The organism is Stenotrophomonas sp. ZAC14D1_NAIMI4_1 (assembly GCF_003086775.1).
Lineage (GTDB): Bacteria > Pseudomonadota > Gammaproteobacteria > Xanthomonadales > Xanthomonadaceae > Stenotrophomonas.
Map to the genome: position 1 here is coordinate 3,438,125 of NZ_CP026001.1, position 17,380 is coordinate 3,455,504.

Consider the following 17,380-nt stretch of genomic DNA (forward strand, 5'->3'; position numbering starts at 1 on the left):
AATTGGATCCGCCCCCGTGCCGACCAACGGTCGGCACCCACCAAAGCAGAACGCCGTTCCAGTAGATCCACGCCATGCGTGGATGAAATCCGTCAGATATCGATATTCAAAATTGGATCCGCCCCCGTGCCGACCAACGGTCGGCACCCACCAAAGCAGAACGCCGTTCCAGTAGATCCACGCCATGCGTGGATGAAATCCGTCAGATATCGACATTCAATATTGGATCCGCCCCCGTGCCGACCAACGGTCGGCACCCACCAAAGCAGAACGCCGTTCCAGTAGATCCACGCCATGCGTGGATGAAATCCGTCAGATATCGATATTCAAAATTGGATCCGCCCCCGTGCCGACCAACGGTCGGCACCCACCAAAGCAGAACGCCGTTCCAACAGATCGCGGAACTCTGTCGAAGGCGGGGTGGGTCCGGTTGAGGGGGTGTGAGCGCCATGGATGGCGCGACCAAGCCCCCATGGATGGGTTTACGGCGTCCCCCTCAACCGGACCCACCCCGCCAACCCACGGAATGCAGGCTTTTGAAGTTGAAGTTGATTCTGCAGGTGCAGGGCTGCAAGCCCTGCAAAAAAACCTACCGCCCAAGTACCCGCGCGATCGCTTCGACCAGCAGCTCACCGGTCACCGGCTTGCGCAGGAACCCGCCTATGCCCGCCGCCTCCACCTGCTCCTGCAGGTCAGCATCGGTCCGCGCCGTCACCGCCAGCAGCGGCAGCATGTAGCCCTGGTTGCGCAGGTGCTGGGCCAGCTCGAAACCACTCAGGCCCGGCAGGTCCAGATCCAGCAGGCCAACATCGAAGTCGCCCGCGCTGATCTCGCGCAGCGCCGCCAGCGCGTGGCCCGCATGCACCACCTGGTGCCCGCGCGCGGACAGCAGGCCCACCACCACATCGGCCACGGTGGCATCGTCTTCCACCAGCAGGATGCGCAGCGCCGGCATGTTCGCCACTGCGCCCTCACCCAGCACCGCCTCACCCGCCTCGCCCACGCCATCCTGCTGCAGCGGCAGCGGCAGGCTCACTTCAAAGCGGGTACCACTGCCCAGCTGGCTCTCCACCCGGATACGGCCCTGCATGGCCTGCGCCAGCTCGCGGCAGATGGCCAGGCCCAGGCCACTGCCACCGTACTGCGCTGCAGTGCGGGCGCCGTCGGCCTGCTCGAAACGGCGGAACAGCCGCTGCTGCTGTTCCTGGCTGATGCCCGGGCCAGTGTCGTGCACCTCGAAGTGCAGACCACGCGAGCCGTCCTCGCAGCGCGCGTGCAGGGTGATGGTGCCGCGACTGGTGAACTTCACCGCATTGGACAGCAGGTTCAACAGGATCTGCCGTACCCGGATCGCATCGCCGGTGGCCTGCAGGCCCGCCGGCAGCTGGTTGTCCAGCACGAAGCGCAGGCCCTTCTGTGCGGCCAGCGGGCCCATCAACGCGGCCAGGTCCTGCAGCAGGCCGTTCAACGCGAACGGTCGCGACTGCAGTTCCAGCCGCCCCGATTCGATCCGGGCCAGGTCCAGTGCATCATTCACCAGGTGCAGCAGGTGCTCGCCGGCATGGCGGATCGACTGCGTGTACCCGCGCTGCTGCGGGTCGAGCGACGAGGCCAGCAGCAGTTCGCTCATGCCCAGTACGCCGGTCATCGGCGTGCGGATTTCGTGGCCCAGGTTGGCCAGGAACCGGGTCTTGGCAGCCGAAGCCTGCTCGGCCAGTTCCTGCTTGTGCAGGGCCAACTGGTAGGCGTGCTTGCGCTGCAGGCGGCGCCGGTACAGCCAGGCAAACCAGCTGGTCAGCAGCAGCGCGATGGATGCCAGCACCAGCAGCCCGGACAGACTGCGCCACCACGGCGGCTGCACGTGGAACTCCAGGGCTTCCACCCGCGACCAGACGTGGTCGGCCGAACGGGCCTGCACTTCCAGCCGGTACGCGCCCGGCGGCAGGCGCGAGAACAGGCGTTCGCCGCCCGGCCCGACTTCCACCCAGTCCGGGTCGTAGCCGGTCAGCCGGTAGCGGTAACTGTTGGACGCCGAATCGGCAAAGGACAGCAGGCGCGCGACGATGCGCAGGTCGCGGTCGCCATCGGCGATCTGCAACGGCGTGTCGTGGGTCAGGTCCAGCACCTGTTCGTTGCGGCGCACCTCCACCCGCTCGATCACCAGCGGCGCGCGCCGGGTAGATGGGCGTACCAGCGTGGGATCGAACGCAACCACGCCGGCCGGCGTGCCGGCCACCAGCCGCCCGCTCGCGGTGGCGATCAGCGTGTGGTCGCGGAATTCCTGGCTGGGCAGGCCGTCGTGGACACCGTACAGGCGCACGCTCTGGCCATCGTCCCCCACCCGCACCAGGCCGCGCGCACCGGTGGCCCAGGCCACGCCCTGCGCATCGACCACCAGGCCGGTCGCGGCAATGGCCGGGTAGCCCTGCTCGCTGCCGATCACCGCCTGCCGCTCCAGCCGCCCGTTGCGCCAGAGGTAGCGCGACAGGCGCCCGTCCTCGGACAGCCACACCTGGCCATCGGCGCCCACGTCGATCGCATACACCGGCGTGGCCGGCGCCCCGGGTACCGGCTGGAAGCGCTGCGCATCGGGCTGCCACTGCAGCAGGCCGCGGCTGCTGGCCAGCCAGATCCGGTCCTGCGGCCCACATTCGACATCCATGTTGAGCTGGCCGGCCTGCAGGCCGTCACGCCCGTTTTCCAGCTGCCGGCGCAGGTGGCCGTCCAGGTCACGCTGCTGCAGGCCCGAGGGCAGCATCAGCCACAGGCTGTCGCCGTCGCAGGTCATCATCGCATCGATGTTGCCCTCCATCGTGGCATCGGCGCCGCTTTCCCCGTCCCAGCGCCGCAGCGCGCCACTGCGCGGGTCGTAGCGCAGCAGTGCGTCGGTGGAACCGACCCAGACCTGGCCGCGACGATCCTCGCGCACCGAGGTCAGCCAATGCATGCCATTGAGGAAGGTCCGATGCTGTTCGATGTCGCCACTGCGCGGATCGAAACGATCCAGCGCACCGTGGCTGCCGACCGTCCACACCCCGCCATTGGCCGAGGGGCTGGTGCCCAGCACGTAGGCATTGCGCAGCGACGATGGATCGTCCTCCAGCCGCGAGAACACCGAGAACTGCCACCAGCGCGGCAGCAGGTGCCACAGGCCGGCATTGGTGCTGGCCAGCCAGATGCCGCCTTCGCGGTCTTCATAGGCCCCCGCCCAGTTCGGCCGCACCTGGCCGCGCGCCACCGCGCTGTACAGCGGCACGGTCTGGTACTGGCCATTCACCGCGCGGCCCAGGCCACTGCGGGTGTCCAGCCAGTGCCCGCCCTGCTCATCGCGCAGCATCATGCCCAGCACCTGGTCATCGGCCGGCAACTGCCACGGCGGCGCCTCGAAGTGGCCGTCGGGCCGGCGCACGGTGGCGCCGGCCACGGTGCTGATCCACAGGCTGCCGTCGGGTTCGGCGGTCAGGCCATTGACCAGCTGGCTGGGCAGCGTACCGGCCTCGATGCGCTCGAAATCGGTACCGGTCCAGCGCGCGACGCCGTGCTTCGTGCCCACCCACAAGGTGCCGTCGGGCAGGGTCGCCAGGAAGGGGATCGAGGCGGCCGGCACGCTGCGCGGGTTGTCCACTTCGGGCAGGAAGCGCTGCAGGCGGTCACCGCGGTCCAGCCGGTACAGGCCACCGCCGTAGGTGCCGAACCAGATGGCGCCGTCCGGCGTCGAGGCCAGGCTCCACACCGTGTTGCTGGCCATCAACGGCTGGCTGCTGCGGTCGTAGAAGCGCAGCTGCCGGCGATCGGCCGACATCCGCACCACGCCCGCATTCTCGGTACCGATCCACAGCTCGTTCTGCGCATCGACCAGCACGGTCCAGATGCGGTTGTCGCGCAGCCCGTCCTCGGAACGCCAGACACGGTAGTTGCGCCCGTCGTAGCGGGCGAGGCCGTCATTGGTGGCGATCCACAGGTAGCCGTAGCGGTCTTCGGCCATGCGGTTGACGGTGTTGGACGGCAGCCCGTCGAACACGGTCACCTGCCGCGGGGTCGGCGGCACCGGCTGCGCGGCCACGGGCGCCAGCACGCACAGGAGGATCAGCAGCAGCGTCGCTGCCCGCAGATACGCCACCGATTGCCTCCTCACGCTGCCTGTTGATGGACCCCGCGTTGTGCGGCGTCGGCATGGTAAACCGAAAGTCAGGGCATTCACGCCAGCGATTGTCCCGATCAGACGTCTATCTGGCGTTTCGACCGGGCCTGGAGGATTGCCGACACCAGCAGGTCACCGGTCACCGGCTTGCGCAGGAAACCATCGAAGCCGGCGGCAAGTACCTGGGTTTCCGCATAGGCATCGGAACGCGCGGTCACCGCCACCAGGGGCAGCTCGTAGCCCATCGCGCGCAGCTGGCGGGCGATGGCGGTGCCATCCAGCGCGGGCAGGTCCAGGTCGAGCAGGCCGACATCGAAGCCGTCGGTGGCGATCTCCGAAAGCGCACCCAGCCCATGCAGCACATGCACCACCTGGTGCCCGCGCGCGCGCAGCAGGCCAGCGATGACCTCGGCCACGGTGACATCGTCCTCCACCAGCAGGATGCGCAGGGCGGGCAGCACCGGCACCGCGGCCACCTCGCTCTGCGGCGACGCCGCCTGGCGCGTCCACGGCAGCGGCACATGCACGCGGAAACGCGCGCCCTTGCCCAGCTGGCTGTCCACGTCGATGTGCCCGCCCATCGCCACCGCCAGTTCCTGGCAGATCGCCAGCCCCAGCCCGCTGCCACCATAGCGCGAGGCCGTGCGCGGCCCGTCGGCCTGCTCGAAGCGGTGGAACAGCCGGCGCTGCTGCTCGGCATTGATGCCCGGGCCGCTGTCGCTGACCTCGAAAGTGACCGCGCCGCCCCCCTCCTGCAGGTGGGCGCCCAGCCCCACGTAGCCACGCTCGGTGAACTTGATCGCATTGCCCAGCAGGTTCAGCAGGATCTGCCGTATCCGCATTTCATCCCCGCTGACGCAGATCGGCCCGGGCAGCGCGTCCTCGCGCCGGAACGCCAGCTGGCGCTGCTGCGCCATCGGCTGCATCAGCGCCTGCACCTGGTCGAGCAGGCCGTTCAGATCGAACGGACGGATATCCAGCTCCAGCCGCCCGGCCTCGATGCGGGCCAGGTCCAGCGCGTCGTTCACCAGCCGCAGCAGATGGCTGCCGGCCTGCTGGATCGAGCCGGCGTAGCTGCGCTGCACCGGGTCCAGTTCGGTGGCCAGCAACAGCTCGCTCATGCCCAGCACGCCGGTCATCGGTGTGCGCACCTCGTGGCCCAGCGTGGCCAGGAAGCGGCTCTTGGCCTGCGAGGCCTGCTCGGCCAGCTGCTGCTTGTGCACGGTCAGCTGCCACTGCTGGCGCCGCCGCAGGCGCCGGCGGATCGACCACACCGTCACCAGCAGCAACAGCGAACCCAGCATCAGGTAACCGAAGATGGCCATGCCACTGCGCCACCACGGTGGCAGCACTTTCACCTGCAGCCGCTGCGAGGCCGTCCACGGCCCGCTGGCGGTGGCAGCCTGCACTTCGATGGAATACAGCCCCGGCGGCAACCGCGACAGCGTGCGCTGGCCATCGCCGCCCTGCTCCACCCAGTTCTGGTCGTAGCCGTCGACGCGGAACCGGTAGCGGTTGCCCTGCGGATTGGCATAGGACAGCAGGCGCGCGTCGATCTGCAGGTCGCGATCATCCGGGCCCAGCAGCAGCGTGCCGTCCGCCGGCAACGGCTGCCAGCCACGCGCATCGTCGCGGCGCACGCGTACCTGCGCGATCACCAGCTGCGACGGCGGCAGCACGACATCGGCCGCGTCGGGATCGAAACCGACCAGGCCGGTCTGGGTCACCGCCAGCACGCGGCCGTCGGCGCCGATGGCCGGCGGCCGACCGGTGAACTCGGCATCCGGAAGGCCATCGCGTTCGTTGAACTGCTGCACGCGCCGCGTCTGCGGATCCCAGCGCACCAGGCCACGCGGCGTGGTGGCCCACACGCGTCCATCACGGGCCAGCGCCAGCCCGCCCATGCTGACCGGCGGCATGCCGTAGGTCGCGTCGACGCGCTGGATCAGGCGCAGGCCCAGGCCATCCCACTGGTAGCGTTCGAATGCGCCCTGCCTGGCCAGCCACAGCTGCTGCGGGTCGATCCAGACCAGGTCGTAGATCTGCCCCTGCGACACGCCGGGCACGGCCACGAAGCGCTCGGCCTGCTCGCGCCAGATTCCCATCGCGCCGACCAGCCAGGCCTGCCCGCGCGAATCGAAGCGGATCTGCTCCACCGGCGCATCGCCTTCGCCGCGCAGCGCCGCCAGCTCGAAGGTCCGCAGCACCCGGCCATCGGCCGCACGCTGTTGCAGGCCCATGTTCATCACCGATATCCAGACCGTGCCGTCCGGGGCCTGGCGCATCAGGTCGATGCGCTGGCGCAGGTCGGCGCCACCGGCGATGGGCCAGTCGCGCAGCGTGCGCCGGGCCGGGTTGTAGACGCTGAGGCGTCCGGCCCGGCCCAGCCACAGCTGGCCATCCGGGCGCGGCAGCACCGACCATACCGCGCCGCTGCCCAGCTCGCGGTCGCTGGCCAGCAGGCTCAGCGTGCCCTGCGCGTTGATCTGGTAGACGCCGTGGGCCGAGCCGACGAAGTAGTTGCGGCCATCGCTGGCCGCGCTCAACAGGTACTGGCTGTCCAGCGGGCGGCCATCCAGCTGGTACCACGTGGAAAAACGCCGCCAGTCCGGCGGCAGGTAGGCCAGGCCCTGGGTCAACAGCGCGACCCACATGCCCCCTTCATGATCCTGCAGCAGATCCAGCACGCCGCTGTGGCTGGTCAGGAAACCACTGCCGCGGTCGCCCTCCAGCCGCCGCAGCTGGCTCGCATCACCGCGCAGCAGGCCGTCGGAGGTGCCGGCCCAGTAGCCCCCCTGGCGATCGGCCAGCACCATCGCCGAACGCAGCTGGGCGCTGTCGGCCCAGCGCGGCCGGCTCACCCGGTCCTGCGCATCGATCCGGTACAGGCCATCGTTCTGCGTGCCGATCCAGATCGCGCCTTCGGCATCACGGCTCAACCGCAGCACGCTCACCGCGCCCAGTTCACGCGCGGCGACCGCCTCGAATGCCGTGCCGTTCCAGCGCGCCAGGCCCGCTTCGGTGCCCAGCCACAGGCGGCCCTGCGCGTCGACCAGGCTGCTGTAGATGGTGTCGCTGGGCAGCCCACCCGGTGCCTGCCGGAAGAAACGCAGGCTGCCGTCCTCGCCGAAACGGCAGACGCCGTGGGTGCTGCTGCCGACCCACAGTGCCTCTTCGGCATAGGCCAGCGTCCAGACCTGGCCCTGGCATTCGTTGTTGAGTGCGTCGAAGGAGGTGAAGCGCTCGCGGTCCGCATCCAGCCGGGCCACGCCCTTGCCGTTGATGCCGACCCAGACGCGGTCGAGCGGATCGACCAGCAGCGTCTCGATTTCGTTGCCGGGCAGCGAGCCGGGCTGTTCCGGATCGTGCTGCCAGACCCGCAGGGTGCCGCCGTCATAGCGTGCCAGGCCACCGTCGGTGGCGGCCCAGATGTGCCCGCTGCGGTCTTCGGCCAAGGCAAGGACCATGCGCGACGGCAAGCCTTCGGCCGCACCGAATCGGCGCAGGCGCGGTGTTTCACCAGCCATGTCGAAGGTCGCCGCCGAGGTGGCCAACGCCATCAGCAACAGACCTGCCCCCGCGATGCACCGCCAGTACCGGCGCCAGCCGCTCTTCATCCTGAACCCCCTGTCCTGCGCCGATTGTCACACAGGGCCGGGGTCATCGCTGCAACAGGCTGTTTCCAGCGGCATTGCCACCACGAACTGTTGCAGCCGTGCACACAGCGCAGTGCAGGGCCTGTGCGTATGATCGAGGCACCTTTCCGCCGAGCCCTGCCGATGCGTTCCTGCCTGGCCCTGCTGCCCCTGCTGCTTGCCGCCGCCCCGGCGTGGGCCGGCAACGATGCCTGGCGCATCGACCCGGTGCATACCCGTGTGTTGTTCGCCATCGACCATGCCGGCTATTCGCAGGCGATGGGCACGATTTCCGGCAGTGCGGGACAGCTGCGGTTCGATCCCGACAACTGGCGGGAGGCGACCCTCGACGTCGAGATCCCCGTGTCGCGATTGGACCTGGGTGATGCCAAGTGGAACCAGGCCACCCTCGCCCGCAGCCTGCTCGATGGCGAACGCTTCCCCACCGCGCGCTTCGTTTCCACCCACGTCGAGCCGGTCGACGAGAAGCATGCGCAGGTCGCCGGCACCCTGACCCTGCGCGGGGTCAGCCAGCCGGTGGTGCTCGATGTCACCCTCAACGCGGTCAAGCGCTATCCGCTGCCGCCGTTCCGCCGCACCGTCGGCTTTTCCGCCACCACCACATTGAGCCGGCGTGCCTTCGGCATCACCGCGTGGCCGGGCGTCATCGGCGATGCCGTACAGGTGAGGATCGAGGCCGAAGCCGCGTTCGACCGCAGCGATGCGCCGGGAACTCCCGCCCCTGATTCCCACTCCGACAGCACGACGGCCCCCAAGGATCCCCGATGACCGCCAAGAACACGCCCGCCGCCTGGGGCAGTGTCAGCCAGACCCTGCACTGGCTGATCGCCCTGCTGATCCTTGCCCTGGGCATCGTCGGCCTGACCATGGGTGAACTGCCCAAGACGCCGAAGTATTTCTGGGTCTATACCGCGCACAAGTCCATCGGCATCACCGTGCTGGCACTGGTGCTGTTCCGCCTCGGCTGGCGCCTGTATGCCGGTGCGCCGAAGCCGGTGCCGGGCGTGCCCAGCTGGCAGGAACGCATCGCCAGCGCTACCCACGTGCTGCTGTACGTGCTGATGTTCGCCATTCCGCTGTCCGGCTGGCTGTATGACTCGGCCAGCGGCCTGCGCCCGTTCCGCTGGTTCGGCCTGGTCGACGTGCCCAAGCTGAGCGGCCCCGACCCGCAGACCGTCGCGGTGTCCCATGCCATCCACGAGTACGGTTTCTGGCTGTTGATCGCGGTGGTGCTGGCCCATGCCGGTGCTGCCTTCTACCACCACCTGTTCCAGCGTGATGCCACCCTGTCGCGGATGTTGCCGCGCGGCTGGCTCGCCTCCCCCCAGAAGGACTGACCCATGACCCTGAAACTGACCACCCCGGCCGCCGTGGCCGCCGCCCTGGCCGGCATGCTGGCCACCGCCCCGGTGCTGGCCGCCGATTACGCCCAGGCCCCCGGCGCCGGCTCGATCCTGGTGTTCGCCACCAAGTACGACGGCGAAGTGTTCACCGGCAGCTTCCCGGGCTTTGCCACCAAGCTCAGCTTCGACCCGGCCAACCCGGCTGCTGGTTCGCTGGACGTGGTGATCCCGCTGGCCGGCGCCAAGAGCGGCAACAGCGACCGTGACTCGACCCTGCAGGGCGCCGATTTCTTCAATGTCGGCAAGTTCGCGACCGCGCACTACACCGCCAAGGGTTTCCGCGCCGTGGGCAACGACCAGTACGCCGCCGACGGCACGCTGGAACTGCGCGGCGTCAGCAAGCCGGTCACCCTCACCTTCACCTGGAAGCCGGGCACGCAGCCGGTGCTGACCGGCAAGGCAACGGTCAAGCGCCTGGACTTCGGCGTGGGCGGCGGCGACTGGGCCGACACCAAGACCATCCCGGACGAAACCTCGATCAGCACGATCGTCAAGTTCGACGCGAAATAAAGCTCATCGGGTAGTGCCGGCCGCTGGCCGGCATCACCGGGCATCGCGGGGTTGCCGGCCAGCGGCCGGCACTACCGCGCAGCGTCACACCCCGCAGCCAGCCAGGCCTGCACGCCGGCCGCATCGAATGGCCAGTCCAGCTCGCGGTCGCCGGCCTCGTCGCGCAGCACCGGCACCCGCGCGCCATAGCGCGCCTCCAGCCCGGGCTGGTCGTCCAGGAACACCGAATCGAACTCCGGCGCCCTTGCCTTGGCCAGCTCGGCCAGGGCCATGTCGCAGAGGTGGCAATCATCACGCTGGAACAGGGTCAACACCGGTCCGGCCCCCTTGGCGGAAATGCTGCGCCGCAGCCATGGCGGGCGGCATGAACCGCTAGAATAGCGATCTCTTCCGGTACCCGCAGTACGGCAACCATGGCTGTCAGCACGTTCGACGTTTTCAAGATCGGCATTGGCCCGAGCTCCTCGCACACCGTCGGGCCGATGAAGGCCGCCGAGCGCTTCATCCACCGCTGGCTGCTCGATCCGGGCCGGCTGCATGAAGTGGCGCGCATCCGCGCCGACGTCTACGGTTCGCTGGCCCTGACCGGCCGCGGCCACGGTACCGACAAGGCCATCCTGCTCGGCCTTGAGGGCCAGCGCCCGAACCTGATCGACCCGGACATCATCCCGGCCACCCTGGAACGCATCCGCAGCAGCAAGCGCATCCAGCTGATGGGCCAGCACGAGATCGCCTTCGACGAGAAGCGCGACCTCGGCATGAACAAGCGCCAGAAGCTGCCGTACCACACCAACGGCATGCGCTTCACCGCCTACAACGCCGAAGACGAAGTGATCGCCACCCGCGATTACTACTCGGTCGGTGGCGGCTTCGTGGTCAACCAGGACGATGCGGCCGATGACCGCATCGTGCCCGATGAAACCCCGCTGCCCTACCCGTTCAAGAGCGGCGATGAACTGCTGGCGCAGACCGCGCGCAGTGGCCTGAGCATCGCCCAGCTGATGTTCGAGAACGAAAAGTGCTGGCGCAGCGAGGACGAGATCCGCGCCCAGCTGCGCGAGATCTGGAGCGCGATGCAGTCGTGCGTGGCGCGCGGCATCCGCGAGGAAGGCGTGTTGCCGGGCGGCCTGAAGGTCGGCCGTCGTGCACCGGCGCTGTACCGCGAGCTGTCGTCCAAGCCCGAAGCGGCGATGCGCGACCCGCTGACCACGCTGGACTGGGTCAACCTGTACGCACTGGCGGTGAACGAGGAGAACGCTGCCGGTGGCCGCGTGGTCACCGCGCCGACCAACGGCGCGGCCGGCGTACTGCCGGCGGTGCTGCACTACTTCGACCGCTTCTGCCCGGGCGCGAACGAACAGCGCGTGTTCGACTTCCTGCTGACCTCGGCGGCGATCGGCATCCTGTACAAGGAAAACGCCTCGATTTCCGGCGCCGAAGTCGGCTGCCAGGGCGAAGTGGGCGTGGCCTGTTCGATGGCCGCCGGCGGCCTGGTCGCAGCGTTGGGCGGCAACCCCAGCCAGATCGAGAACGCCGCGGAAATCGGCATGGAACACAACCTGGGGCTGACCTGCGACCCGATCGGCGGGCTGGTGCAGATCCCGTGCATCGAGCGCAATGCAATGGGTGCGGTGAAGGCGATCAATGCCTCGCGCATGGCCATGCGTGGCGACGGCAAGCACAAGGTGTCGCTGGACAAGGTCATCAAGACCATGCGCGATACCGGCCGCGACATGCAGGACAAGTACAAGGAAACCAGCCGTGGTGGCCTGGCGGTGAACGTCATCGAGTGCTGAGGGGTAGCGCCGCGGGCTGGGTTCGGACCCTCGGTAGAGTCGACTGTCAGTCGACTATCGCGCGCAGCGCGGGAATTCCGCGCGTTGTTCGAGGGTAGTCGACCAACGGTCGACTCTACCTCACGGGGCGACACCGTCACGGTGTTCCGGTTAGGCTCGGGGCTCCCCTGCCCCGGACTGTCCCATGCGCGTGATCGCCGCTGCCCTGCTTGCCTGCCTGCCCCTTTCCGCGCTGGCTGCGCCAACCTACGGCCCGCGCCTGGAAGGCTTCGATTACGGCTACCCGGTGAAGACCTTCGCCCTGCAATCGCAGGGCCAGCCGCTGGAAATGACCTACCTGGACGTCACCCCGAAACGGAAGGCGGTCGGCGTAGTGGTGCTGCTGCACGGCAAGAACTTCTGCGCTGCCACGTGGCAGCAGACCATCGCGCCGTTGGTGGCCGCCGGTTACCGGGTGATCGCTCCGGACCAGATCGGTTTCTGCAAGGCCAGCAAGCCCGAGCGCTACCAGTATTCGTTCGGCCAGCTGGCCGCCAACACCCATGCGCTGCTGCAGCAGCTGCAGCTGGGCGACCAGCCAGTGCACGTGGTCGGCCATTCGATGGGCGGCATGCTCGCCATCCGCTACGCGCTGATGTACCCGCAGGACCTGCGCAGCCTGTCGCTGGTCAATCCGATCGGCCTGGAAGACTGGAAGGCACTGGGTGTGCCGTGGCGCAGCGTCGATGAGTGGTATGCCGGCGAACTGAAAACCAGCTATGACAGCATCCGCCGCTACCAGCTGGACGTGTACTACGACGGCCAATGGAAGCCCGCCTACGAACAGTGGGCGCGCATGCAGTCGGGCATGTACGAAGGGGCCGGCAAGCAGGCGGTGGCCTGGAGCCAGGCACTGACCTCGGACATGGTGTTCAACCAGCCCGTGGTCTACGAGCTGAAGCACCTGCAGGTGCCGACCGCGTTGTTCATCGGCCAGAAGGATCGCACCGCGATCGGCCGCGACCGCGCCTCACCGGAACTGAAGGCTACGCTGGGTGACTACCCTGCGCTGGGCAAGGCGGCGGCCGCTGCCATTCCCAACGCGACCCTGGTCGAATTCGCCGCGCTGGGGCATTCGCCGCAGGTGCAGGATCCCAGGCAGTTCAACGCCGCGCTGTTGAGGGTGTTGAAGACCCGTTGAAATACCGATCCGCCGGGCCAGGTCCGGCGGACATGGAGGGTAGCGCCGGGCCATGCCCGGCGAGCGCAGCGGCAGGCGGTCAACCGGCAATCCGCAGCACATCATCCAACAGTGCTGCGGCGGTCACTTCCGCACCCGCACCCGGGCCCTGGATCAGCAGCGGCTGCTGGCGATAGCGGTCGCTGTGGATGGCCACGCGGTTGTCGGTGCCCGCACCCTGCGCCAGTGGATGATCGGCCGGCAGTTCGCGCAGTCCGACCTGCGCCCCCTCGGCATCGACACGGCCGACGAAGCGCAGCACGCGGCCCTGAGCGTGCGCCTGCTGCCAACGCGCCTGCAGCGGCGCATCCAACTGCTCCAGCGCGGCCAGCGCCTCACCCAGCGGCAATGCCGCCAGCGCCGCCGGCACCAGTGAATCCACCTGCACCTGCGCCGCATCCAGCGCCAGCCCGCTGCTGCGGGCCAGGATCAACAGCTTGCGCCGCACATCCTCGCCAGACAGGTCCACGCGCGGATCGGGCTCGGTGTAACCGGCATCCAGCGCTTCGCGCACTGCCAACGAGAACGGCGAACGGCCGTCGTAGCGATGGAACAGCCAGGCCAGCGACCCGGACAGCACGCCTTCGATGGCATGGATGTGGTCACCGCCGGCCACCAGCGCGCGCAGGCTGCTCAACAACGGCAGGCCGGCACCCACCGTTGCGCTGTCACCGTAGCGCGCACCGCTGTCGGCACAGCTTTCGGCGATGGCCTGTGCGCGTGCCAGCTGCGCGCCGCGGCCCAGCTTGTTGGCCGTCACCACGTGCACGCCGCGGGCCAGCCACTGCACGTGGCGTGCGGCCACGTCCTCGCTGGCGGTGGCATCCACCACCACGTCGCCGCGTTCCAGGCCCTCGGTGCTGGCCCACGGCGGCGAGCTCTGCCCATCGCGCGGGGCGCGCCGCGCCAGTTCCAGCGGCAGCGCGAGGTCACGGTCGATCGCCAGCGCCGTGCGCGAGTTGGCCAGCCACTGCACGCTGGGCAGGTCCAGGCCACGTGCCTGCAATGCCTGGTAACGCTGCACGAAGGCCGTGCCTACCGTGCCGGTGCCGAGCAGGGCCAGGCGGCCACCGCCGAGCGCGGGAATGTCTGCGGCCAGCGCGCTCATGCATCCACCACCTGTTTGCGACGTACTGCAGCGCCGATCACCGCTTCGGCGCGCTGCAGCGCGGCGTCGAGATCGGCCAGCAAGTCACGCTCGGCTTCGATGCCCACCGACAGGCGCAGCAGGCCTTCGCTGATGCCGGCGGCGGCACGTGCCTCGGCGGTCATCGCCGCATGGGTCATGGTGGCCGGGTGCGCGACCAGGCTTTCAACGCCGCCCAGCGATTCGGCCAGGGTGAAGTAGCGCAGGCCGTCGACAAAGGCGCGCACCGCTGCATGCGGATCCTCACCTTCGCAGGCCGCCAGTTCGAAGGACAGCATGGCGCCGAAACCGCTCTGCTGGCGCGCGGCGATGGCGTGGCCGGGATGGTTGGCCAGGCCGGGGTAGTAGACGCGTGCCACCGCCGGATGCGCATCCAGCAGGGCCACGATCGACGCGGTGTTCTCCTGGTGCGCGCGCAGGCGTGCATCCAGCGTGCGCAGGCCGCGCAGGGTCAGGAAGGCATCGAACGGCGAACCGGTCAGGCCCAGCGCGTTGCCCCACCACACCAGCTGCTCGTGCACCGCCGGGTCGCGCGCGATCACCGCGCCGCCGACCACGTCACTGTGGCCGTTGATGTACTTGGTGGTCGAATGCAGCACCACGTCGGCACCGAACGACAGCGGCTGCTGCAGGGCCGGCGACAGGAAGGTGTTGTCCACCACGACAAGCGCACCGGCCTTGTGCGCGGCATCGATGACGAAGCGCAGGTCGGTGATGCGCAGCAGCGGGTTGGACGGCGTTTCCACCAGCACCAGCTTCGGCTGGCTGGCCAGCGCCTGGGCCAGCGCGCGCGGGTCGGTCAGGTCGGCGGTGACCAGGGTGAAGTGGCCCTTCTTGGCCAACGCATTGAACAGGCGCCAGCTGCCACCGTACGCATCGTGCGGCACCACCAGGGTATCGCCCGGCTGCAGCAGTGCGTTCAGCACCAGGTTGATCGCGCCCATGCCGGTGGCGGTGATGACGCCGCCAGCGCCGCCTTCCAGTTCGGCCAGTGCTTCGCCCAGCAGGTCGCGGGTCGGGTTGCCGCTGCGCGTGTAGTCGTACTGCCGCTTGTTGCCGAAGCCATCGAAACTGAAGTTCGACGACAGCACGATCGGCGGGGTGACCGCACCGTGGGCGGTGTCGCGGTCGATGCCGGCGCGGACAGCGGCAGTGGTGCGGCTACAGGACGGCTCGTTGGCGTACAGGCTCATGCGGACTCTCCAGAAGTGCGGAAGGCGGTAGCGAGGATCGCGTCGATGCGATCGGTTTCTTTGAGGAAGGCGTCGTGGCCATAGGGCGAGCGCAGCACGCGCAGGCTGCCGCGCGGGCCCAGCCCTTCGACCAGGCCGACCAGGTCGGCCAGCGGCACCAGCCGGTCACCCTCCACCGCCACCACCACGGTGGGCAGCAGGATGGCGGCGGGGTCCACGCGGTGCAGGTCGATCGATTCGGACAGGCGCAGGTAGGCGGTCACCGGCGTGCGCGCGACGTACTGCGCGCCGGCGGCATCGAGGTAGTCTTCGGCGGCCACGCGCACGCGGCCGTTGACCACTTCCGGCGCCGCATCGAAGCGCTCGCCGAATTCTTCCGGGGTGCGGTAGCTGAGCATGGCGAACTGGCGGGCCAGCGCCAGGCCATGGTCCTCGCCACACTGCAGCTGGCCCAGCGCAACAGCGCGGCGCTGCAGGGCGCGCCAGGCGGCGGCATACGGATGCGGGCGGTGCGCACCGCTGGCCAGGACCAGCTGGCGCACGCGGCGGCGGTGGCGGATCGCGAACTGCTGGCCGACCAGCGCGCCATAGGAGTAGCCGACGAAGGCCTTCAGCACGCCGATGCCGAGATGATCCAGCAGCAGTGCCAGCGCGTCGGCCTGGTCGGCGGTATCGATCGGCACGTCCAGCGCACCGTCGGCACCGATGAAATCGAAGGCCAGCACGCGCAGCTGCTGCGGATCCAGCGCACGGCCGCTGCCGACCAGGCCTTCGGCCCAGCCCTTCTCGCTGAACTGTGCATTGGAGGCGACATGGCGGTGGGCGGAAATGCCACCGGCCAGCACCACCACCGGCGCGTTGGCCGGCCCCACCCACTCGTAGCGCAGGCGCACCGGGCTCGCCCCGGCGTGGCGCATCGACAGCACGGCAGCGAACTCGCCGCGCTCGGCGTGCACGCGGTCATCGACCGGCACGCTGACGGGGACAAAGGATTCGGGGCGGGCGGCGGTGCTGGGGGCGAAGCTCATGGCGGGATCCGTGTGGGGAATCGGCCATCGAGCCTTCGCGGGGCTCGCGTTCGAGATGCACGTGCGGTGCATGGTTCGAACCATCTTTCGGTGGACGCCACGGTCCCCGCAGGATTTGGCACCTACGCGGACGCTTTCGCGCCTGCGGGCTGCCCCGGCTTCAAAGGGCCTGTCCCTCTGCCGGTCTCGATGGTGGAGCCACGATGCCAGCCCTTTCCGGGCCTGTCAATCCCTTCATGCGGATAAAGCGATGGAATAAATGAACCGCCATTCCGGGAACTGCGCCCGGCCCCCGCGTTCAGGATCCGCTACAGTCCCCAGCGCCCTTTCCGCTGGATCCGTCGATGCCCCGCCTGCTCCTGTCCTGCCTGCTGCTGTGCCTGCTGGCCAGCGCAACCGGCCACGCCAGCGACTGGCGCCAGGGCTGGGGACTGGTGCCGAAGGCAGGTGCGTCCGCGGCCGGCGACGATGCCCCCCAGGCCGCGCCGACCACCCGGCTGCAGCTGCAGGCGATGGGCGGGCAATGGCAGGCGCGCATCGACAACCCGTTGGCAGGCCCGGTGCAGATCGAGCTGCGGCCGGCACCCGGCGGCGCCATCGACGGCCTGCCGCTGCGTTCGCTGGTACAGGGCGGTGGCAGCCTGGTGGTCGGCCACCTGCCGGCCCCGGCCGATGGCCGCAGCCTGGAGGTGCGCCTGCAGTCGGTGCCGGGCAACCCCGCCGCACGGGCCGAGGACGTGGCCTACCGGCTGCCCTTCCAGGCGCCACGGCTGCGCGTGGACCAGGCCCCGAACGGACGCTTCAGCCACCAGGACGAAGAGAACCGCGACGCGGTGGATTTCGCCCTGCCCGAGGCCACCCTGGTGATGGCTGCGCGCGAGGGCACGGTGATGCAGGTGCAGGATGGCTTCAAGGCCAACGGCCAGGACCGCGAGCGCGATGCCGGCCGTGCCAATTTCATCCGCATCCTGCACAGCGACGGCAGCATGGCGCTGTACGGCCACCTGCAGGCGGGCGGCATGCGCGTGCGGCCCGGCCAGGCGGTGCAGGCCGGGCAGCCGATCGGGTTGTCCGGCAACAGTGGCTACAGCACCGCGCCGCACCTGCACTTCGTAGTCCAGGTCAACCGCGGCATGGGCCTGCGCTCGGTGCCGGTGCGTATTTTCACCGCGCAGGGCCAGCTGCAGTTCGCCCGCCAGGGCGAGGCCGACGGCGGCACCGGGCGCTGACCGGCCCCGGCCGGTATAATCGGGCGCTTATCTCTTTGAAAAGCGCCCCGGGCGGGCG

At 69.2% G+C, this 17,380-nt stretch carries 13 protein-coding genes and 1 riboswitch; of the genes, 6 read left to right on the forward strand and 7 right to left on the reverse strand.

Translation table 11 applies throughout. The features are described from left to right. From C1927_RS21605 to C1927_RS15860, 3 genes are all read right to left on the reverse strand, one after another. On the reverse strand, positions 1 to 186 hold a 186-nt coding region (locus C1927_RS21605), incomplete at its 3' end, for a hypothetical protein (RefSeq protein WP_216821154.1). Between the two features lie 403 nt (positions 187 to 589). Then, positions 590 to 4,120 (reverse strand): hybrid sensor histidine kinase/response regulator, encoded by a 3,531-nt coding sequence (locus C1927_RS15855; RefSeq protein WP_108747196.1) that lies wholly within the window; start codon positions 4,118 to 4,120, stop codon positions 590 to 592. Between the two features lie 98 nt (positions 4,121 to 4,218). Beyond that, entirely contained in the window at positions 4,219 to 7,758 is a 3,540-nt protein-coding gene (locus C1927_RS15860) for an ATP-binding protein (RefSeq protein ID WP_108747197.1), read from the reverse strand. A gap of 162 nt (positions 7,759 to 7,920) precedes the next feature. Between C1927_RS15860 and C1927_RS15865 the strand changes: the two genes are divergently transcribed. The 3 genes from C1927_RS15865 to C1927_RS15875 are packed head-to-tail and all read left to right on the forward strand — an operon-like array spanning position 7,921 to position 9,710. Next, the gene (locus C1927_RS15865) at positions 7,921 to 8,565 is read left to right on the forward strand and encodes a YceI family protein (RefSeq protein ID WP_079225342.1); all 645 of its coding nucleotides are present in this window, start codon (positions 7,921 to 7,923) and stop codon (positions 8,563 to 8,565) included. Next, positions 8,562 to 9,134 (forward strand): cytochrome b, encoded by a 573-nt coding sequence (locus C1927_RS15870; protein WP_079222815.1) that lies wholly within the window; start codon positions 8,562 to 8,564, stop codon positions 9,132 to 9,134. The genes C1927_RS15865 and C1927_RS15870 overlap by 4 nt, the downstream gene beginning before the upstream one ends. A gap of 3 nt (positions 9,135 to 9,137) precedes the next feature. Continuing rightward, positions 9,138 to 9,710, forward strand: coding sequence for a YceI family protein (locus tag C1927_RS15875; RefSeq protein ID WP_079222816.1), 573 nt, complete (start codon positions 9,138 to 9,140; stop codon positions 9,708 to 9,710). 71 nt (positions 9,711 to 9,781) lie between these two features. Here C1927_RS15875 and C1927_RS15880 read toward each other — a convergent pair whose 3' ends face one another. Next, complete coding sequence (locus tag C1927_RS15880; protein ID WP_079222817.1) at positions 9,782 to 10,024, reverse strand: glutaredoxin family protein; 243 nt, start codon at positions 10,022 to 10,024, stop codon at positions 9,782 to 9,784. A gap of 99 nt (positions 10,025 to 10,123) precedes the next feature. Between C1927_RS15880 and C1927_RS15885 the strand changes: the two genes are divergently transcribed. Then, positions 10,124 to 11,506, forward strand: coding sequence for an L-serine ammonia-lyase (locus C1927_RS15885; protein ID WP_010482751.1), 1,383 nt, complete (start codon positions 10,124 to 10,126; stop codon positions 11,504 to 11,506). Between the two features lie 184 nt (positions 11,507 to 11,690). Next, positions 11,691 to 12,686 carry an alpha/beta hydrolase gene (locus tag C1927_RS15890; protein WP_108747198.1) on the forward strand — a complete coding sequence of 332 codons (996 nt, stop codon included), beginning with the start codon at positions 11,691 to 11,693 and terminating at the stop codon, positions 12,684 to 12,686. 79 nt (positions 12,687 to 12,765) lie between these two features. Here the strand turns inward: C1927_RS15890 and C1927_RS15895 are convergent, their stop codons facing one another. From C1927_RS15895 to C1927_RS15905, 3 genes are read right to left on the reverse strand one after another with little or no spacing between them, the layout of a single operon-like run. Continuing rightward, the gene (locus tag C1927_RS15895) at positions 12,766 to 13,833 is read right to left on the reverse strand and encodes a homoserine dehydrogenase (protein ID WP_108747199.1); all 1,068 of its coding nucleotides are present in this window, start codon (positions 13,831 to 13,833) and stop codon (positions 12,766 to 12,768) included. Then, complete coding sequence (locus C1927_RS15900) at positions 13,830 to 15,065, reverse strand: O-succinylhomoserine (thiol)-lyase (RefSeq protein WP_108747200.1); 1,236 nt, start codon at positions 15,063 to 15,065, stop codon at positions 13,830 to 13,832. The genes C1927_RS15895 and C1927_RS15900 overlap by 4 nt, the downstream gene beginning before the upstream one ends. Next, positions 15,062 to 16,093 carry a homoserine O-succinyltransferase gene (locus tag C1927_RS15905; protein ID WP_079222821.1) on the reverse strand — a complete coding sequence of 344 codons (1,032 nt, stop codon included), beginning with the start codon at positions 16,091 to 16,093 and terminating at the stop codon, positions 15,062 to 15,064. The genes C1927_RS15900 and C1927_RS15905 overlap by 4 nt, the downstream gene beginning before the upstream one ends. A gap of 77 nt (positions 16,094 to 16,170) precedes the next feature. Beyond that, positions 16,171 to 16,289, reverse strand: a riboswitch (SAM riboswitch). Between the two features lie 148 nt (positions 16,290 to 16,437). Between C1927_RS15905 and C1927_RS15910 the strand changes: the two genes are divergently transcribed. Beyond that, positions 16,438 to 17,322 (forward strand): M23 family metallopeptidase, encoded by an 885-nt coding sequence (locus C1927_RS15910; protein WP_108747201.1) that lies wholly within the window; start codon positions 16,438 to 16,440, stop codon positions 17,320 to 17,322. The last annotated feature ends 58 nt before the right edge of the window (positions 17,323 to 17,380 follow it).